Origin of the sequence: Salmonella sp. A29-2, assembly GCF_020150755.1 — a bacterium.
In the GTDB taxonomy this organism is placed as follows: domain Bacteria; phylum Pseudomonadota; class Gammaproteobacteria; order Enterobacterales; family Enterobacteriaceae; genus Salmonella; species Salmonella enterica.
The window spans coordinates 3,914,505-3,934,128 of sequence record NZ_CP083731.1 but is presented as its reverse complement, the minus strand read 5'-3'; the positions used below and the strand labels follow the sequence as shown (position 1 = coordinate 3,934,128).

The window sequence follows — 19,624 nt, the reverse complement described above, 5'->3', positions numbered from 1 at the left end:
CTTATCATCCCCTTTTGCTGATGGAGCTGCACATGAACCCATTCAAAGGCCGGCATTTTCAGCGTGACATCATTCTGTGGGCCGTACGCTGGTACTGCAAATACGGCATCAGTTACCGTGAGCTGCAGGAGATGCTGGCTGAACGCGGAGTGAATGTCGATCACTCCACGATTTACCGCTGGGTTCAGCGTTATGCGCCTGAAATGGAAAAACGGCTGCGCTGGTACTGGCGTAACCCTTCCGATCTTTGCCCGTGGCACATGGATGAAACCTACGTGAAGGTCAATGGCCGCTGGGCGTATCTGTACCGGGCCGTCGACAGCCGGGGCCGCACTGTCGATTTTTATCTCTCCTCCCGTCGTAACAGCAAAGCTGCATACCGGTTTCTGGGTAAAATCCTCAACAACGTGAAGAAGTGGCAGATCCCGCGATTCATCAACACGGATAAAGCGCCCGCCTATGGTCGCGCGCTTGCTCTGCTCAAACGCGAAGGCCGGTGCCCGTCTGACGTTGAACACCGACAGATTAAGTACCGGAACAACGTGATTGAATGCGATCATGGCAAACTGAAACGGATAATCGGCGCCACGCTGGGATTTAAATCCATGAAGACGGCTTACGCCACCATCAAAGGTATTGAGGTGATGCGTGCACTACGCAAAGGCCAGGCCTCAGCATTTTATTATGGTGATCCCCTGGGCGAAATGCGCCTGGTAAGCAGAGTTTTTGAAATGTAAGGCCTTTGAATAAGACAAAAGGCTGCCTCATCGCTAACTTTGCAACAGTGCCAAAGCGGCGGTGGTGATGTTCTTTGATTACCAGTGTTCGTGGTGCAGCAAAATGGCGCCTGTGGTCGAAAACCTGATTAAGACGAACCCGGATACCCGGTTTATTTTCAAAGAGTTTCCTATTTTTTCCTCCCGCTGGCCGGTATCCGGACTGGCGGCCAGAGTTGGCGAGCAGGTATGGCTTACCCAGGGTGGGGCGAAATATCTCGACTGGCATAATGCGCTTTATGCCACAGGGAAGGTGGAAGGCGCGTTAACGGAACACGATGTCTATACCCTGGCGCAACATTATCTAACGCCGACGCAGCTGGCCGCCGTAAAAGAAGCGCAAAGCAGTGGTGCAGTACATGATGCGCTCCTCACTAACCAGGCACTGGCGCAGCATATGGACTTTAGCGGCACGCCTGCTTTTGTCGTCATGCCTCAGACGCAAAACGGTGATGTAAAACGGGTGACCGTGATCCCGGGAAGCACGACTCAGGATATGTTGCAAATGGCGATTCAGAAAGCGAAGGGGTGATATTCGCTCAGAGGAGAACGCACAGGAGTGAAAGTAAAATGAAGTCTATGCGTTGCGTCATACCGGTGATTTTACTTTCCTTTATCGTTCATGAAGGGACAGCGAAACCGACCGCTCAGATTCATTTTATGGGATCGGTTGTTGAGGCAGGCTGCTGGAATGACGTGGGAACCTTAGAAATTCAATGCCATAATAAAGAGGGAGTTGAACGTTATATTATTGTCGAGAATATTATCACGCCGATATCGTCTCCTCATGCAACGGTAAAACGAGATTATTTGGATGAAGATAAGCAATTAACAGTGCTACGCATTGTCTATGACTGAACCGCGTAGCAGACCGCAGATGGTGTCCCGTCAGTGTCGTGTGAGGATATTATGAAAAATGTTCTCACCTTCCCGGGACACGGTCTACAGACTTTATCTTCAGATAAACGGCGCTAAAAAGAAAAGCACGATCAATAAAAAAAGAGTGGGAATACCAATGGATATAATTTTATTACATCGGTGAGTATGATGTTGAATAGCTTGTGGCGGTATGTCAGCAGCGTCAATGATAAATCTTTCATCGATTTTTATCCCCTGCCTGGGGAGCGTAACGAACAGTTCGAAAAGCCCGATTTGTTGTAAATCTCGTCGCAACAGATAAAGAAGTTGCGTCAAATTAGCATCGCTAACAAATTGACTTCGCTCTCCCCAAACTGCGTGTGAAATCATCTCCCGCGTAATCAACTTCCTGTAGGCATTTTCAAAAAGATAGCTTAAACAACGCGCACGCATTAGCGTCACCTTTAGCACTTTTTTATCATGTAATGATATTATTTCTCTTAACGACTCATTATAAATAAATTCGTTATTAATAGTGTATTGTCTCATGAATTCACTCCGTTTTGATATTCATAAGGTAAGTTTCACACTGTCAGTGTGTTCACTGGCGGTAAAGTACTCCTTACATCAGTGCGGATAAGCGTAGAGAACCGCAAAGAAATAAGAGAATCATTTGTGATTAAACTGAATAATATTATGCTTTTTTACTTTTTTATAAAGTGTGCCAGATGTTTTTGATGTTTTTTATAAAATAGCATCATGTGTTTTTATTTCACACAGGCTGAAATGATATCAATAAAATTATAATTTAATAACAAACAGGTAGAGGAAATGATTTACTTATTGAAATAAGTGTGGTGCAAGGTTAATCTGCGCCTTAAATGATGGTGCCAGATTATACCAGCCAGGATAACCTATATGCGACCAATAAAAAATGCTAAAAAAATTGACTACAATCTGATCAAAGTGTTCGATACGGTTATTACTGAAGGAAATGCAACCAGAGCGGCGAGGAAACTGGATGTCACGCCTGCGGCGATCTCTCAGGCTCTTCTTCGTTTACAAAATCTTTATGGCGAAGAGTTATTTATCAGAACCCGCAAAGGATTAGTTCCGTCCAGCAAAGGTAAATCGCTCCACCAGGTATTTCGCCAGGCAATTGAATCTATAGAAAGCACACTGTGCGATAAAACAGATGCTCAGGATAGTAATGAACTCATTGTTCTGGGAAGTGATATCACTGAAAATTACTATTTTCCGGCATTGCTGGATACTGTGTTGATGAATCGATATATTATTAAACACTATGCGATTAAAAAAACAGGGGAATACTCGCCAGCCTCCATGCTGACGCATGGCTATGCGGATGTCATCATGGGAATTCTGGAAATTAAGAATAAGATGATCGAAAGTTATCTTATTGATAATTTATCTGATTTTGTTTGTGTTTGTGGTGAAAAAAGTCCATTGGTTGGGCTTGAAAAAATGTCTTTATATAATTTTTATGCTGCCAGACATGCTGTTTATCATTCAGATATGTTCTCTTCTTTCACCGCTGATAGCATTGATTTATTCAAGAGCAGTACGCCTTATGCGGGGCGCAGGGAAATAGGTTATTATAGTGATTCACTATTTGGAGTTATCGGCGTTGTTGAAAAAAGCGATATGGTTGCGATTTTGCCAGGAAAGATTGCTACTTATTTTAGAGATGTGCGGCGTTATAATATAAAAATACTACGCATGCCTGATGAAATGATTTTTCGTACGTTACCCGTTTATGCTTATCTGGCTATAAACAGTACCCATTATAAAAATGCCAAAAAACTGATATCAACATTTCAGTCGACCTTTCTTTTTAGCCAGGAAAAGCAGCCTGACGCTTTGGTTGAAGGAAGCACATCCTTATGCGATTTGTCGGTTTAATATCAAATTATCGTATTAAATAAATAACCATTATGACCGTGGTCAATAAAGCGAAAAATAATACTATATATTTATACTCTTCTTTTTTTAAAGAAGAGGGGAGGTTTTTCTTTTCATTGCTGATAATAATTTTAGCATCTACTTTAATACCCGTTCGAGGCACCGTGGAAAAAAACTGGCTCAGGCCAAAGCCTTTAAGATCGCGCCGCAGTAGATATAAAATCTGGGTCAGGTTGGCGTCGCTGATAAATTGACTTCTTTCCCCCCAAAGTTCATTAGTGAGTTGTTTTTTATAAATAATCTCTTGTTGTGCATGATTCAGCATATATTCCAGACACTTTATGCGCATTGCGGCAATTTTTATCATCTTTCCCGTTTTTATGTTTTTTAGCTCATTGGTCTTATCATTGTAAGTGTGCGTGCTGTTAATTAAATAAATAGTCATGATGTTATTTAATGGGTTTAATTGGGGTAGCGATAATAATATGCATATTAAATTTGTGGATCAACTGGTGTGATTGTAATAGCGTCTTTTTTCCAGAGAAAATCGTATCGTGTCACAAAAATGATGGTTTTTTAGAAAAACTAAAATTTTATTTTTAGTCGCTCTAAAAATAAAATGATAGTAGTGTTAATTTTTATCAGTATATTGATATGCTTTGATTGATTTATTGTTGGCATAAAATAATTTGAATTATGGCGCAAGGCCTATGCCAACCATAAAAAAGGTATAGGCTATTGGTCACAATGCATTAATGCTACATAATTGTTATGCTTTTATAGTAGCGCCAGGGAAATAAAATCTTCGGACGATAAAGAATAGTTTTAGTCTGGGTGTTATTTTATGGATGTTTTATTTTAAATTATTAAACCGATTTCTCTTGTTGACGTAGGGTTATTTGCTAAGCAACGGGCTGGCATGTTGTAGCTGCTCGTTGCCTATATCCCAATTAATCAGGAGAAACGTATGAATAAGAAAAGTTCGTCAATGGTTAACATGCCCGCACCGCGTGAGCCGATTAACCAGAAAATCGATACCAATAACGCACTGGTTTTAAACCATAACGCCATATATGAACAACGATTAGCGGAGATCACGCAATCTAATACCAGTGACAAGGCCATTGTCACCGTAAATCCCTACGGGACCGCCCCGTTGAGTCTCTATCTGGGGGTTTGGATGGATGAAGCTGCCGCGCTTGAGATCAATGTTGTTGATAGCGAAGCGACGACAGAGGCAGTGCGTTATCAATATGATGTACATCCGGGCGCTAACCTTATTCCTGTGTGTGGGATGGTATCCGCGGTGAATAATCAGATTACCCTACGCCTTGCCTCGCAAATTGTCGGGCAATATACAGTAATGACAGACGCATTACCGCCCACGGATTCGGCTAACGTGAGCCTCGGCTTCCCTATTATTAGCGTCTCCTGTCCTGCGCAGCAGGCCTCGCTGATGGAGGAAGGACTTTATTTCTCCACTTATTTTGATCGGTATAATCTGGCTTTTGATCATAACGGGATTGTCCGGTGGTATGTCAGTCAGGAAATCCCTTCTTATAATTTTGTCAGAATGGATAACGGCCATTTCCTGGCGACGTCACAGGGAATAAACCATTGTCTGAATATGTATGAATTTGACATTATGGGACGGGTTTATACGGTTTATCTTCTCGACAATGAGTTCCATCACTCCATTCTTCCCATTGAGAACAATCTGGCGATTGCGCCTTCAGAATATAGCAATGGAAGGCCAGATGGTTACTCAACCGGGAAAGATGGCGTTTCTATTATTAACTTATCTACCGGACTTGAAGTCGCCTATTACGATATGCTGTATGTGATGGATTATTCCAGATCGCCGCGTCCTTCCGGAAGCGCGCCAGGTCAGGATGTATCAATGGATGACTGGCTGCATATCAACCAAAGCTATATTAATGAACCCAACAATTTGCTGATCTGTTCCGGTCGACATCAGAGCGCGATTTTTGGCGTAAATGTGGATTCCGGCGAACTGCGCTTTATTATGGCGAACCATGAGGATTGGTCTGACGAATTCAAGCAATACTTATTAACCCCTGTCGATGATGATGGTGTCCCGCTGTACGATCTTACCTCGCCGGGAGGGATTGATGCGGCAGATAAGAATTTCTGGACCTGGGGGCAGCATAACATTGTTGAAATTCCAAACGATGAGCCTGGTATCCTGGAGTTTATGGTCTTTGATAATGGTAACTATCGTTCACGCGAAGATGCGAAAAGTCTGTTGCCGCTCGATAACTTCAGCCGGGTGGTGCAGTTTAAAATAAACCTAAACACGATGACCGTAACGCGTCCGTATGAATATGGTAAAACGGAAGTCGGGAACCGGGGCTATAGCAGTTTTGTGAGCGCTAAGCATTTATTGACTAATGGTCACCTGGTTATTCACTTCGGCGCGACGACGGTTGATGAGTTTGAACATACCATTACCGCGCAACCAGGTTCCAGCGATCTTGTCGATCCGGATGAAGGGCAACAGGCGTTAGGCCGACTGGTATTACAAGAAATCAATAAAGAGACGAAAGAGGTTTTATTCGAAGCGATGGTGACGTCGGGCTATTTCAAGAACGAAGAGACGAATGGCACGAATTATCGTTATGATATTTCTGCATTTCGGGTATACAAAATGCCGCTGTTTGCATAACTAAGTATGTTATGCGGCCGGTTATCGACCGCATAACATTATGGCTTATTTGCTAATATCATCCACGCGCATGGTGTGGTCAGGTTGAATATTGTTAACCTGCTTCATATAGTTAACCAACGCTGGTGCGGTTTGTATCCCTATATATTTGATATTTTTACCTTTAGTGAAGGTAAATCCGCCACCACCTTTACCGATAAAGGAATCCAGCGCGACGGTATAGAGTTTATTGTCTTCTACCGGTTTGCCTTTGATATCAAATTCAACAATACGCTGGCCCAGCGGTTTGGTGCTGTCATATTTAAACTGGACGGTTTTCGATACGTGCAGCATACCGTTTTTCAGATCGGCAGCGTGTGACATGATGGATTTCAGGTCCTTACCGCTGATTTCCATGCTCATGACATCGTTGGTGAACGGATACATACTCAGCACATCACCATAGGTGATATTACCTTTAGGCAATTCGGTACGGATGCCGCCAGCATTATAGAAGGATGCGTCGGCGCCAGGAACGGTAGCCATCAGGGCATCGGTGATTAAGTTGCCGGTTGGCGCGGATTCACCGTAAGAACGGGTCAGCACTTCCGGAGAGTGCGCGACCACCTCATCGGTAATTTTCTTAACCTTGTTATCCCATTCGTCAATTTTGGCCTGCGTGACCGGATCTGGCTTATAAGTATCCGCATACATGGTGATCAACTTACCATTGTAGCTGTCCACTTTTTTGGTTTCCGGGTTCCAGTCAAGCACCAGTTTACCTAATTCGATGGTGTACGCATCCGTGGAAACGACAAGAGTATCGCCCACTTTAATCGGTTCTGGCGTACCTTTATGCGCATGGCCGGTAATCAGGACGTTAAGTCCATAGCCTTCCAGCGATTTCGCCATATCAACGTCGGTTTTCAGTGCGCGTGCGACATCAGCCTCGCCCGCGCTGGACTGCATACCCGGCACGCCTTCGTGGGCGAGCAGCACGGTCAGGTCAACTTTCCCTTTTAACTCTTCCAGCTGTTTTTTCACATAAGGAATCGGATCGCGGCAGTCAACGCCTTCACGCACGCCTGCGGCAATCGCTTCATAGAATGCGGAAACGCCGTGCATACCGATGACGCCGATCTTGAATCCATCTTTTTCCACGATGGTATACGGTTCTTTAATTAATGGCGTATCTGTGCCGCTGTAAAAAACATTATCCAACAATACCGGGAATTGCAATTTGCTGAGCTGTTTAACCAGATTCTCATGGCCATGGTCAAATTCATGGTTACCGACAGAGACGGCGTCGTAAGGCATGGTATTTAAAATATCAATAATAGCCTCGCCTTTGGTCAGCGTACTGATAAAAGGTCCGGTGAAATAGTCGCCAGCATCAAAGAAAAAGACATCTTTCTCTTTCGCTTTTGCATCTTTGACAATTTTCGAGATGGGCGCAAAGCCCCCTACCGGACGTGTCTTGGATACATAGGGGATAATTTCTGGGGTTACATGGGCATGTAAATCGTTTGTATAATAAATTGTGATGTCACGCGCATCGGCTGAAAAGGAAATGGCTGAAGACAAACCAATGCACAGCGACAGTAGGGATATCGAAAACTTTTTGTTCATATAAACCATCCATTTACGCTACATTAAAGAAAAACAATGCCTGTAGTCGTGTCATTCACGACTACAAACCGGGGAAATTAAGTAATATTCATCAAGTTTATTAATTATTAAAACTCGAAGCCGATCAGGTAATTCATACGGTCGCCGTAGCCGTCATACCCCAATTTATTATTGAAGTAACGGTAAGAGACGGAGGCGGTCCATCGCGGCATAAATTTCCATGTAAACGTTACCGCGCCGTTCAGGCCGGTCGTCCCACCCTGTTGTTCGGCGTAGGCGTCATTACGATCCATTTCAACTTCGTTCCAGTTTGAAATGACGAACTTTTCATTAAACATATCGAAGTTATAAGCCGCGACCCAACCGAGAACATAACCGTTAAAGCCTGTCGCCTGTCCATACTTTTTAGAGGTATAATCGTTCGATAAGTTATGAACAGCGAAATAGGGCTTAATAAAGCCTGATGGGCTGGTTAAACCCAGATAACCTACCCCGTACATCATGTTTAATTCATCACCGAATTTATTCTCCATCGACATATAGAGTTTCATCATTGCGGTAAAGTTAGAGCCTTCTACTACCCTATAATGTCCCAGAAATTGGGTAACATGGTTACGGCCTTCTACCGGATGGTTGAGCACGTTCATTTCATAAAATGATGCAAATTCGCCCCTGTCAAACACGGCGCCGAAATCGGCTACCGCTTTCCACACTTCGCCGCGATCGACATTGACAAAGCCTTTATTCCAGTCGCCATATCCGAAGCTAAGTTTACCGTATACGCGTTTCAATTCCGCTGCCTGGCCATTAAAGCAAGAGAAAAGAACACATGCGGCGAGTAGACTATTAATATATTTCTTATTTTTCATGCTCAACTCCATGAGGTAAAAACACAGTGAAATGTTGTGTAAAGAAGCGAATTCTAAGGAGTGTCTTTTTATACGTAGGTGATAGATGTCTCAAAAATATCAGCGACATATAATCGTCAAATATTCGTGTCAGATAATGTTGTTTATTACGTGATAACTATTTGATTTATAGTTTATGTCTCTGTTGTAAAAGTCACACCGGATAGCATGAAATTAATGAAACTTCGAATGGGAATAATCTCTCGTAAAGACAACTTACTGCCAGTAAATGAGGGTGTTACCGTTGAAACAGCAACATATATTGACATCACAATAGCGGTTCTGACATATGGGCCATATTTGAGATCTGCATCACTCGTTCGCGATTTCTTTTTTTATAGACTGCTTTAGGCGTGTTTTCTTTAGCACGAAATATATTTATGGCATTAATATTATAATGAGTATGAATAATTTTCTACGATAAAATGATGTTAATGGAAGAAATATAAGACAAATCGAATATATATAGTGCAATTAATTCAGGCTGTATTCCGCAGCCGGGTCTATCGGCAAATATATCGTAATCAGACCGTGCGATAACTCAAAGGAGTTGAAATGAAAAGAACAGTCGTTGCCAGTATGATAGGGTTGGCGCTATGCGCTGGAAGCGTATTATCAACCGCGCAAGCGGCAACCGCAAAGCGTCCTAACTTAGTCATTATTCTGGCGGATGATTTAGGGTATGGCGATCTCGCCACCTACGGGCACCGCATCGTTAAAACACCTAACATAGACAAATTGGCGCAGGAGGGGGTGAAGTTTACCGACTATTATGCGCCAGCGCCTCTGTGTTCTCCTTCCCGCGCGGGCCTGTTAACCGGCCGTATGCCGTTCCGTACCGGAATCCGTTCCTGGATACCGGAAGGCAAAGATGTTGCGCTGGGGCGTAATGAACTGACTATCGCCAATCTGCTAAAACAGCAGGGCTACGATACGGCGATGATGGGGAAATTACACCTGAATGCGGGCGGCGATCGCACCGATCAGCCGCAGGCGAAAGACATGGGCTTTGACTATACGTTGGTTAATCCGGCGGGATTTGTCACCGATGCTACGCTGGACAACGCCAAGGAGCGCCCGCGCTATGGCGTGGTGCATCCTACGGGGTGGATTCGTAATGGCCAACATATTGGCCGCGCAGATAAGATGAGCGGCGAGTTTGTGAGCTCTGAAGTGGTGAACTGGCTGGATAATAAGAAAGACGATAATCCGTTCTTCTTATATGTCGCCTTTACCGAAGTCCATAGCCCGCTGGCGTCGCCGAAAAAATACCTTGATATGTATTCGCAGTACATGACCGACTACCAGAAGCAGCATCCGGATCTGTTCTACGGCGACTGGGCAGACAAACCGTGGCGCGGCACTGGCGAATATTACGCCAATATCAGCTACATGGATGAGCAGGTCGGTAAAGTGCTGGATAAAATTAAGGCGATGGGCGAGGAAGATAACACCATCGTCATCTTTACCAGCGACAACGGCCCTGTCACGCGTGAAGCGCGTAAGGTATACGAGCTGAACCTGGCCGGGGAAACCGACGGTCTGCGCGGGCGTAAAGACAACCTGTGGGAAGGCGGCATTCGCGTACCGGCAATCATCAAATACGGCAAGCACATTCCACAGGGGATGGTAACGGACACGCCGGTATATGGTCTTGACTGGTTGCCGACGCTGGCCAACATGATGGACTTTAAACTTCCGACCGATCGTACCTACGACGGTCAGTCTTTAGTTCCGCTCCTGAAGGACAAGACTTTAAAACGCCAGAAACCGCTGATCTTCGGTATCGATATGCCGTTCCAGGATGATCCGACGGATGAGTGGGCGATCCGCGACGGCGACTGGAAGATGATCATCGATCGCCAGAATAAACCTAAATATCTCTATAACCTGAAAACCGATCGTTTCGAGACGCTCAATCAAATTGGTAAACAGCCGCAGATTGAGAAACAGCTTTACGGTAAGTTCCTGAAGTATAAAAAGGATATTGATAACGATTCGCTGATGAAAGCCCGTGGCGATAAGCCGACGCCTGTCACCTGGGGCTAATGGAATAATTATAAAAAATTAAGTATGCCACTTAGGGCGATGCCCACCTGATCCGGTCACTCTGTGCCGGATCAGGTTCTTTTATTTCAGGGAAGGTAATGATGTTTGGGAAAAGTTGTCAGGTCATGGTTAAACCAACCGGATCGGTGTGTAACCTTGACTGCAAGTACTGTTTTTATCTGGAGAAAGAAAAGCTCTATCCGGATCGAAAAAACCATTACAAAATGTCGGAAGAGACCCTCGAACTCTTCATCAGGCAGCAGATTGCCGCACAGGATATTGATGAGGTCATTTTTGCATGGCAGGGCGGGGAACCCACATTAATGGGCATCCCGTTTTATCGTAAAGCCGTTGAATTTCAGCAGCGCTATTGTGGCGGCAAAACCATCGTCAATACCTTCCAGACTAACGGCATCCTGATCAACGACGACTGGGCGACCTTCTTCCGGGAGCATGATTTTCTGGTTGGCGTCTCTATTGATGGCGATGCCGCGTTACACGATGAATGGCGAGTGACGCGCTCCGGAAAGCCGACGCATGAAAAAGTAGAAAATGCGGTGCGTTGTCTGGCGCAGCACGACGTGGAATTTAATACCCTCACGGTGGTTAACCGTACCAATATGCACCATCCTGTTCAGGTCTATCGCTACCTGAAAAGCATTGGTAGCCGCTATATGCAATTTATCCCTTTAGTTGAACGCTGTGGGGAAAATGGGCTGGCGCAGCCGCAGGATAAACATATCGCGATGACGCCGTGGTCGGTCGATAGCCTGCAATTTGGTCAGTTTCTGAATGCGGTATTTGATGTCTGGATCCGTGAGGATATCGGCGATATCGGCATCCAGCTATTTGAACAGACGCTGGCGGCCTGGTGCGGCCTGCCGCCGCAGGTTTGCGTTTTTGCTCCCACCTGCGGCAGCGCGTTTGCGATGGAAATGAACGGCGATGTTTATAACTGCGATCACTTCGTATATCCGCAATTTAAACTGGGGAATATCCACCAGAAGACGCTGCGTCAAATGAATCAGGGCGAACAAAATCGCCAGTTCGGCAGCGATAAACAGCATTCAATGGCGCAGGAGTGCCATCGCTGTCAATGGAAGTTCGCCTGCTATGGCGGCTGTCCGAAACATCGTTTTTTACCCTCCGCGTCAGGCGCAACCAATCATAACTATCTGTGTGCAGGTTATCAGGCTTTTTTCTCGCATACCGCGACGGCGATGAGTGCCATGCGAACCCTGTATGAAAAAGGCATCTCACCTGCAGAAATAAAGTCAATATTTGTTTGAAGGTAGTATTCGCAGGGAGTGAATATGTTTTCTCACATTAATGTCGATGCTTGCAAGACGCCAGGCTGCAAAAATCTGGGGATTCTGGGGAGTCCAGACTATCTACCGCAAGGGAAAAATGTTCTCTGTCGAGCGTGCGGTTTTTTGTTCCCCATTATCTCAGCCAGATCGCTTAATCTTTTTCGCCAGGCGGCGAATCAACCCTGGAAAGGTCTGGTGAAGTCCTGTCCGCATTGTGGCGGGACGTCGCTGAAAAAATATGGATTTTCCACTAAAGGTGAACGGCGTATGTATTGCCGCCAGTGTAATAAAACGTTCATCTCCTATACCGCTATCAGAAGCGACGCCAGACAAGAGAACCTTGCCACGTTGATTGGCGAAGGAGCGTCGCTAGTTGAAATACGCGCGGCGCTGGCGATAGACAGCACGGGTTTTAGCCGCGAATTACAAAAACTGTCCCGTCGCGCTAATCAAGCGGAACGCGATTTTGTGTTTCCCGCGTTTGACATCGCTATGAGCACGCGGGCGTTTCGCGTGAAATTTAACGGCGGCGACAGCAGCTTATACGTGTTGGTGACGGCGGAAGAAGAGAGCGGTAAGGTCGTCGCGATCTCAACGAATTACTCCGCACAACCGGTGGAAGCGGATTATCAATATCATTCTGATTACGAAGAACGACTCCCGTCCGGCACGCTGGCGCATCTGGTGCAGCGAAAAGAGGCGCTGACCATGCGCCGCAATGTATTATTTGATGTGGATTACGGCCCCGCCATTTTATATAAAAACGATCCGGGGATGTTAGTAAAACCCGTATTACCTGCTTATCGACATTTTGAGTTGGTTCAGGCGTTGACGGATGAGCGCTCCCTGAATGTCCAGCATTATCTCGATCACGAATGCTTCATTCTGGGCGGCTGTATGATGGCGAATTTTAGCTATCTTCGTCAGGGTCGCTGCCATATTTCGTTTGTGCGTGAAAGAGGCGTTACGCCGCCCAAGCGCGATCTCCCTCCGCGGTTGTTTTTGAGCGGCGGAATTCGCAACAACGTCTGGCGTACATTTTCCACACGGGATTATGCGATGGCGGTATGCAATCTCACAGGAAATAAAAAGGTGAGTTTGTTACGCCATGCAACGTTAAATAGCGCGACGGCGTTTATTCGCTATGTTCACAACCATCCCTTCCTGCCGCATCTTAACCGGATGTCTCCTGGCAATGTTGTTGCCGTACTGGATTACCTAAAATTTGAATATAACGCTTCACGTAACTGAATTGCTAAAATAAAAAGTGTGATGAGGTGTTGTTGCGGTATTTTATTCGGACGGCTTAAAAATCCAGAGTATTAATTTTCGTGGTCCCCATGAGGGGCGATGAGATTAATACACTGGAGATTTATCATGAATACGTTAACTGCAACGTCTGTTGTCCTTCCTGCGCCGCGTCCGGCGATTAATCAGGGTATCGATATCAATAATGAAATGGTGCTTAACCATACTGCTATTTATGAAAATTGCCTTGCGCAGGTCACGCAAGAGAATACGGTAGAAAATGCGCTGATGTTGTTAGACCCTTACGGCACGGCGCCTTTAAGCGCTTATGCCGGCGTCTGGAGTCTGGAACCGGCTGAGATCATAGTCACGGTCCAGGATGCGGCAAAAACGGCGATGCCGGTAGAACATCTTTACACCCTTACGCCAGGCGCAAATCTGTTGCCGGTTCTGGGGCTGGTAGCGGAGACTGAAAACCGTATTGTCTTTTCTCAGGCAGATACGCCGCTTGCCGTCTATACACTCACCACACAGCCGCTACCGCCGGTAGATTCCGCGGAAGTCGTATTAGGTTTTCCGATTATCAACGTGACGCAACCTGCTACCGATGCGGACAAGATGGCGCCAGGGTTTTATTTTATTACGCATTTCGATCGCTATAATTACGCATTAGATCAGAATGGTCTGGTGCGCTGGTACGTTACTCAGGATTATCCGTCTTATAATTTTGTTCGAATTGATAATGGCCATTTCCTCACTACTTCAGAAGCGAAAAATACCTATCTGGATATGTATGAGTTCGACATGATGGGGCGTCTTCACACATTCTATAATCTCGATAATCAATTTCACCATTCTATCTGGCCGTGGGACAGCAATACCATTGTTGCGCCCTCTGAATATACCTCGGGTCGGCCCGACGATTTGAAAACCAATGAAGACGGCGTATCGGTTGTCGATCTGACTACCGGGCTGGAGACCGCTTACTACGATATGGCGAAGGTGCTGGATACGACGCGGGTTTCCCGTCCTTCAGGTACGGCGCCGGGAGAAGACCCGACGGTTAAAGACTGGCTGCACATAAACCAGAGCTACGTGAATGAGACGAATCAGTTGTTAATTGCGTCAGGGCGTCATCAGAGCGCGGTGTTTGGCGTCGATCTGCAAACGCAAGCGCTACGCTTTATTTTGTCAACGCATGAAGACTGGGACGACGCTTATCAGCCTTATCTTTTAACCCCGGTCGACAGTGAGGGTGTGGCGCTTTACGACTTTAGCAAACAGGAGGATATCGACGCGGCCGACCGTGACTTTTGGACGTGGGGCCAGCATAACGTCGTTGAAATCGCCAATAATACGCCGGGTATAGTGGAGTTTATGGTATTTGATAACGGTAACTACCGTTCACGTGATGACAGCAAAAGCCTGTTACCGCCGGATAACTACAGCCGCATTGTCCATTTCGTGGTGAATATGAATGAGATGACCGTTATGCGGCCATTTGAATACGGCAAGGAGCTGGGCGCGCGTGGCTACAGTAGCTGCGTTAGCGCGAAAGCGATCCAGCAGAATGGCAATATTGTGGTGCATTTTGCCGACTGCACGTTTGATGAAAATGGCCGCGCCATCTCTTGCCAGCCTGGCGAGAGCGATATTATCGATCCGCAGGCGGGCAGCGAGGCGATGGGGCTGCTAATTTTACAGGAGATTGCGCCTACGGAGAAAACCGTGCTTTTTGAAGCGACCATGACGTCAGGTTACTACAAAAACGCGGAAACGAACGGGGAAGGCTATCGCTACGATATTACCAGTTTCCGGGTGTATAAAATGGATCTGTACGCGTAGCGGTCTATCATCAATGACTGACTGCACTAAAAAAGTCCGGCGTAAGTCGGACTTCATTTCGTAAAAAACGAGCTATTCATCATATATAATCTAATTTTAACGATGAGTCAGGCGAGGTAAGATAGTAGATTCGAAGAATTCACCTGATTGAGAGAATAAAAAGTGAAACATCTGCACCGATTTTTTAGCAGCGATGCCTCTGGGGGCATCATTCTCATCATCGCCGCTGCGCTGGCTATGCTGATGGCCAATATGGGCGCGACCAGTGGATGGTATCATGATTTTCTGGAGACGCCGGTTCAGCTACGGGTTGGGGCGCTTGAAATCAACAAAAACATGCTGCTGTGGATCAACGATGCGCTGATGGCCGTGTTTTTCCTGTTGATTGGCCTGGAAGTTAAGCGCGAACTGATGCAAGGCTCGTTAGCCAGTCTGCGCCAGGCTGCTTTTCCGGTGATTGCCGCCATCGGCGGGATGATTGTACCGGCATTGCTCTATCTGGCCTTTAACTACTCCGATCCGGTCACTCGCGAGGGCTGGGCTATTCCTGCCGCGACGGATATCGCCTTTGCGCTGGGCGTGTTGGCGCTGTTGGGCAGCCGGGTTCCGCTGGCGCTGAAAATATTCCTGATGGCGCTGGCGATCATCGATGATCTCGGCGCCATCGTTATTATCGCACTGTTTTATACCAGCGATCTTTCTATCGTCTCGCTGGGCGTGGCGGCGTTCGCGATTGCCGTGCTGGCGCTGCTGAACCTGTGCGGCGTCAGACGGACAGGGGTATATATTCTGGTCGGGGCAGTGCTGTGGACGGCGGTACTGAAGTCCGGCGTTCACGCGACGCTGGCAGGCGTCATTGTCGGTTTCTTTATTCCGCTGAAAGAAAAACACGGTCGCTCGCCGGCCAAGCGTCTGGAGCATGTTCTGCACCCGTGGGTCGCGTACCTGATCCTGCCGCTCTTCGCTTTTGCGAATGCCGGCGTTTCTCTTCAGGGCGTCACGATTGACGGTCTGACCTCCATGCTGCCGTTGGGAATTATTGCCGGTCTGCTGATTGGTAAGCCGCTGGGGATTAGCCTGTTTTGCTGGCTGGCGCTGCGTTTCAAGCTGGCGCATCTGCCGCAGGGGACCACTTATCAGCAAATCATGGCGGTCGGCATTTTGTGTGGCATTGGCTTTACGATGTCCATCTTTATCGCCAGCCTGGCATTTGGCAATGTCGATCCGGAACTTATTAACTGGGCGAAATTGGGCATTTTGATTGGTTCATTGCTCTCCGCAGTGGTGGGGTATAGCTGGTTGCGCGCGCGTTTGAACGCGCCGGCATAACCAGTACGAAGGAAAGGGGGAGCGATGTATCGCTCCCTTGCGACATTGAACAGGGAGAGGAATGAGCATGTCTCATATTAACTACAACCATCTTTATTACTTCTGGCATGTCTATAAAGAAGGTTCTGTCGTGGGTGCCGCAGAGGCGCTTTTTCTGACGCCGCAAACCATTACTGGTCAAATTAAAGCCCTGGAAGAGCGTTTACAGGGGAAGCTATTTAAACGTAAGGGACGCGGTCTTGAGCCCAGCGAACTGGGCGAGCTGGTTTTTCGCTATGCGGACAAAATGTTTACGCTAAGCCAGGAGATGCTGGATATCGTCAATTACCGCAAAGAATCAAACCTGTTGTTTGATGTCGGCGTCGCCGATGCTTTATCCAAGCGTCTGGTCAGCAGCGTTCTGGATGCGGCGGTGGTGGTAGACGAACCCATACATCTGCGTTGCTTCGAGTCGACGCACGAAATGTTGCTCGAACAGCTCAGCCAGCACAAGCTGGATATGATTATCTCCGACTGCCCGATAGATTCCACGCAGCAGGAGGGGCTATTCTCAGTCAAAATCGGCGAATGCAGCGTCAGTTTCTGGTGTACGAATCCGCTTCCTGAAAAAGCGTTCCCTGCCTGCCTGGAAGAGCGACGGTTGCTGGTGCCGGGACGGCGCTCAATGCTGGGGCGTAAGTTGTTGAACTGGTTTAATTCGCAGGGGTTGCAGGTTGAGATCCTCGGTGAATTTGATGACGCGGCCTTAATGAAGGCGTTTGGCGCGACGCACGATGCGATTTTTGTGGCGCCGAGCCTTTATTCGCTGGATTTTTATGCCGATGAGTCGGTAATAGAGATTGGACGCGTGGAGAATGTCATGGAAGAATATCATGCGATTTTTGCCGAGAGAATGATCCAGCATCCGGCGGTGCAGCGTATTTGCAATGCGGACTACTCGGCATTGTTTAAACTACAGTAGACGTACCTACCGTAATACTTCCGGCTGCGGTATTAACCCGCAGCCGGAATCATTCTACAAGTTCAGAAGGCTACGGTACTGCCCACCTTCGCGGATAAACACCGGAATTCTGTTCAGTGGCGTAGCGTAATGCAGCGTCTGCCCTCCTGAATAGCTTTCACCGGTCGCAAGATCCGTCCATGTTTCCCCTTCTGGTAGCCAGACATCACGCTCGCGCATACCTTCATGCATGACGGGGGCGATCAGCAGGTCAGGACCAAAACAATACTGGTCGGTGATTGCCCAACTTGTTTCCTGTTCGGGGAATTCAAAGAACAGGGGGCGCATCACTGGCGTATTGTGCTTATGGGTTTCCTCCATCAGCGCTTTGATATAGGGCTTGAGTTTTTCTCGCAACGCCAGGCAACCTGTCAGTACCTCGCATACTTCCTCACCGTAGCTCCAGACCTCGTTCGGCGCACCTGTAGGGCACTGGGCGATACCATCCCGATACGGTTGTGCGGGTAAAATCTGCGGATCGCGGTTGCCGTGCAGACGCATCACCGGGCTAAAGACGCCCCACTGGAACCAGCGAATCAGCAATTCATGGAATTTCGGGTCGTGAATATTACCGCCATGAAAACCGCCGATATCCGTCGTCCACCACGGTATCCCCGCGATTCCCATATTGAGTCCGGCGGCAAACTGGTTGCGTAGCGATCTAAACGAGGAGTGAATATCCCCTGACCAGACCAGTGCGCCGAACTTCTGACTGCCGGCCCAGGCGCAGCGTAGCAGGTTGATAACCTGGTCTTCGCCATCGGCTTTCATGCCGTCAAAAAAGGTTTTAGCGTACATACGTGGGTAGATATTGCCCACTTCCAGTACCGGCCCGGCATGGTAGCGATAGTTGTCGTAGTCGTAAACGCTGAACTCAGGTTCGGCTTCATCTAACCAGAATAACTTCACGCCTTTATCGTAATAGTTGCGTTTGGCTTTGCCCCAGACGTAGTCGCGCGCGCCCGGATGAGTCGCATCAAAGTAAGTGGTATTGCCGAGGAAATCCATATTGATCGGCAAGCCACGTTCCGTTTGTACCAGCCAGCCGTTTTCGCGCATCTCCCGATAGCTTTCGGTACGGTTATCCACCGTCGGCCAGACGGAGACCATCAGCTCAATTCCCAGCGATTTCAGCTCGGCAATCATGGCGTCAGGATCGGGCCAGTCGCGCGCATCGAACATCCAGTCACCCTGATTCGGCCAGTGAAAGAAGTCGATTACGATCACTGAGATAGGCAGATTGCGGCGCTTATATTCGCGGGCGACCTCCAGCAGCTCTTCCTGCGTACGATAACGGAGTTTGCACTGCCAGAAGCCCATGGCGTAGTCCGGCATCATCGGCGGTGTGCCGGTAGCCAGCGCGTAAGCCCGACTAATTTCTGCCGGGGTATCGCCAGCCGTGATCCAGTAGTCCAGCTGTTCGCTGACCTGCGCTTCCCATTCGGTAACGTTTTGGGCAAAGGTTACGCGTCCGACTGCCGGGTTGTTCCATAAAAATCCGTAGCCCAGACTGGAGAGCATAAACGGTACTGAGGCCTGGGAGTTACGTTGCGCCAGCTCAAGCACGCATCCTTTGAGATCCAGGTTGGCCTGTTGATACTGCCCCATGCCATAAATTTTTTCCCCTTCGGTGGCTTCGAAGCGGGCTTTCAGTGAATATTTCCCACCCTGAATAGGGCGGAACTCGCGTCCCTCAAGGTTGAGTGCGCTAACGTACTGGCCGTGAGATGATTCATCCTCGCCAATTTCGCCCCGCAGGCGCCAGAACTCCTGCAACAGGGGTTTGTGTGGATGGCGGTAAAAGGTAACTTGTCCTTTTTGATTGACGATAGCGATAATTTTGCCGTTGGTCAGCGTTGCCTGGTGGTGCTCATAATCAATGTGGCACTGGCTTTCTGCGACTGGCTCAGTCAATGCCCAGTCTTCATTTCTCATTACCGGCAGATGACGGCCGCTGCGTACGCGCAGGCTGTTCTCGCCCCAGGGTTCAATCCATAAATAGCGATCGTTTTGCTGCCAGACCAGACGACGCGGGTCTTGTTGCATAAATGGCATGGTGGTGCCTCCCATATTCGAGGGTGAAG

At 47.6% G+C, this 19,624-nt stretch carries 15 protein-coding genes and 1 pseudogene; 11 read left to right on the top strand and 5 right to left on the bottom strand.

The window, feature by feature from the left end:
* The first annotated feature begins 32 nt into the window (after positions 1-32).
* From K8W53_RS19080 to K8W53_RS19070, 3 genes and pseudogenes are all read left to right on the top strand, one after another.
* A complete protein-coding gene (locus K8W53_RS19080; protein ID WP_001067855.1) occupies positions 33-737 on the top strand; it encodes an IS6-like element IS26 family transposase in 705 nt (234 codons plus the stop codon).
* A gap of 43 nt (positions 738-780) precedes the next feature.
* Positions 781-1,308 (top strand): annotated as a pseudogene (locus K8W53_RS19075) (DsbA family protein); the annotation flags it as partial.
* A 38-nt stretch (positions 1,309-1,346) separates the two neighbouring features.
* Positions 1,347-1,634: a hypothetical protein gene (locus K8W53_RS19070; protein WP_000839833.1), complete on the top strand. Its 288-nt coding sequence runs from the start codon at positions 1,347-1,349 to the stop codon at positions 1,632-1,634.
* A 99-nt stretch (positions 1,635-1,733) separates the two neighbouring features.
* Here K8W53_RS19070 and K8W53_RS19065 read toward each other — a convergent pair whose 3' ends face one another.
* Positions 1,734-2,183, bottom strand: coding sequence for a winged helix-turn-helix domain-containing protein (locus tag K8W53_RS19065; protein WP_023224137.1), 450 nt, complete (start codon positions 2,181-2,183; stop codon positions 1,734-1,736).
* A gap of 369 nt (positions 2,184-2,552) precedes the next feature.
* Between K8W53_RS19065 and K8W53_RS19060 the strand changes: the two genes are divergently transcribed.
* Entirely contained in the window at positions 2,553-3,557 is a 1,005-nt protein-coding gene (locus K8W53_RS19060; protein WP_052939526.1) for a LysR family transcriptional regulator, read from the top strand.
* 7 nt (positions 3,558-3,564) lie between these two features.
* On the opposite strand, the gene K8W53_RS19055 is transcribed toward K8W53_RS19060, so the two are convergent.
* The gene (locus K8W53_RS19055; protein ID WP_023224140.1) at positions 3,565-4,002 is read right to left on the bottom strand and encodes a winged helix-turn-helix domain-containing protein; all 438 of its coding nucleotides are present in this window, start codon (positions 4,000-4,002) and stop codon (positions 3,565-3,567) included.
* Positions 4,003-4,524: 522 nt separating this feature from the next.
* Between K8W53_RS19055 and K8W53_RS19050 the strand changes: the two genes are divergently transcribed.
* Complete coding sequence (locus K8W53_RS19050; RefSeq protein WP_023224141.1) at positions 4,525-6,243, top strand: aryl-sulfate sulfotransferase; 1,719 nt, start codon at positions 4,525-4,527, stop codon at positions 6,241-6,243.
* A gap of 45 nt (positions 6,244-6,288) precedes the next feature.
* Here K8W53_RS19050 and K8W53_RS19045 read toward each other — a convergent pair whose 3' ends face one another.
* Positions 6,289-7,860, bottom strand: coding sequence for a bifunctional metallophosphatase/5'-nucleotidase (locus K8W53_RS19045; protein WP_000262866.1), 1,572 nt, complete (start codon positions 7,858-7,860; stop codon positions 6,289-6,291).
* Between the two features lie 98 nt (positions 7,861-7,958).
* Positions 7,959-8,720 (bottom strand): outer membrane protein OmpK, encoded by a 762-nt coding sequence (locus tag K8W53_RS19040; protein ID WP_000791534.1) that lies wholly within the window; start codon positions 8,718-8,720, stop codon positions 7,959-7,961.
* 594 nt (positions 8,721-9,314) lie between these two features.
* Here K8W53_RS19040 and K8W53_RS19035 point away from each other — a divergent pair.
* The 6 genes from K8W53_RS19035 to nhaR all read left to right on the top strand — a co-directional run bounded on the left by K8W53_RS19035 (position 9,315) and on the right by nhaR (position 17,501).
* Positions 9,315-10,808 carry a sulfatase gene (locus K8W53_RS19035; RefSeq protein WP_000831886.1) on the top strand — a complete coding sequence of 498 codons (1,494 nt, stop codon included), beginning with the start codon at positions 9,315-9,317 and terminating at the stop codon, positions 10,806-10,808.
* 98 nt (positions 10,809-10,906) lie between these two features.
* Positions 10,907-12,097, top strand: a complete 1,191-nt coding sequence (locus tag K8W53_RS19030) for an anaerobic sulfatase maturase (protein WP_000971150.1) — start codon at positions 10,907-10,909, stop codon at positions 12,095-12,097.
* A gap of 18 nt (positions 12,098-12,115) precedes the next feature.
* Positions 12,116-13,369, top strand: coding sequence for a hypothetical protein (locus K8W53_RS19025; protein WP_001055829.1), 1,254 nt, complete (start codon positions 12,116-12,118; stop codon positions 13,367-13,369).
* 126 nt (positions 13,370-13,495) lie between these two features.
* On the top strand, positions 13,496-15,211 hold the full coding sequence (locus K8W53_RS19020; protein WP_023224144.1) for an aryl-sulfate sulfotransferase: 1,716 nt from the start codon (positions 13,496-13,498) through the stop codon (positions 15,209-15,211).
* A gap of 162 nt (positions 15,212-15,373) precedes the next feature.
* Entirely contained in the window at positions 15,374-16,540 is a 1,167-nt protein-coding gene (nhaA, locus tag K8W53_RS19015) for a Na+/H+ antiporter NhaA (RefSeq protein ID WP_000681340.1), read from the top strand.
* A 61-nt stretch (positions 16,541-16,601) separates the two neighbouring features.
* Entirely contained in the window at positions 16,602-17,501 is a 900-nt protein-coding gene (gene nhaR / locus K8W53_RS19010) for a transcriptional activator NhaR (protein WP_000062872.1), read from the top strand.
* A 54-nt stretch (positions 17,502-17,555) separates the two neighbouring features.
* On the opposite strand, the gene K8W53_RS19005 is transcribed toward nhaR, so the two are convergent.
* Positions 17,556-19,595, bottom strand: coding sequence for a TIM-barrel domain-containing protein (locus tag K8W53_RS19005; RefSeq protein WP_023224145.1), 2,040 nt, complete (start codon positions 19,593-19,595; stop codon positions 17,556-17,558).
* Positions 19,596-19,624: the final 29 nt, after the last annotated feature.

Coding starts and splice junctions, on each gene's coding strand:
- K8W53_RS19030 (WP_000971150.1), top strand. CDS start 10,907: ATGATGTTTGGGAAAAGTTGTCAGGTCATGGTTAAACCAACCGGATCG.
- K8W53_RS19070 (WP_000839833.1), top strand. CDS start 1,347: ATGAAGTCTATGCGTTGCGTCATACCGGTGATTTTACTTTCCTTTATC.
- nhaR (WP_000062872.1), top strand. CDS start 16,602: ATGAGCATGTCTCATATTAACTACAACCATCTTTATTACTTCTGGCAT.
- K8W53_RS19080 (WP_001067855.1), top strand. CDS start 33: ATGAACCCATTCAAAGGCCGGCATTTTCAGCGTGACATCATTCTGTGG.
- K8W53_RS19035 (WP_000831886.1), top strand. CDS start 9,315: ATGAAAAGAACAGTCGTTGCCAGTATGATAGGGTTGGCGCTATGCGCT.
- K8W53_RS19055 (WP_023224140.1), bottom strand. CDS start 4,002: ATGACTATTTATTTAATTAACAGCACGCACACTTACAATGATAAGACC.
- K8W53_RS19060 (WP_052939526.1), top strand. CDS start 2,553: ATGCGACCAATAAAAAATGCTAAAAAAATTGACTACAATCTGATCAAA.
- K8W53_RS19050 (WP_023224141.1), top strand. CDS start 4,525: ATGAATAAGAAAAGTTCGTCAATGGTTAACATGCCCGCACCGCGTGAG.
- K8W53_RS19005 (WP_023224145.1), bottom strand. CDS start 19,595: ATGCCATTTATGCAACAAGACCCGCGTCGTCTGGTCTGGCAGCAAAAC.
- K8W53_RS19045 (WP_000262866.1), bottom strand. CDS start 7,860: ATGGTTTATATGAACAAAAAGTTTTCGATATCCCTACTGTCGCTGTGC.
- K8W53_RS19040 (WP_000791534.1), bottom strand. CDS start 8,720: ATGAAAAATAAGAAATATATTAATAGTCTACTCGCCGCATGTGTTCTT.
- K8W53_RS19020 (WP_023224144.1), top strand. CDS start 13,496: ATGAATACGTTAACTGCAACGTCTGTTGTCCTTCCTGCGCCGCGTCCG.
- K8W53_RS19065 (WP_023224137.1), bottom strand. CDS start 2,183: ATGAGACAATACACTATTAATAACGAATTTATTTATAATGAGTCGTTA.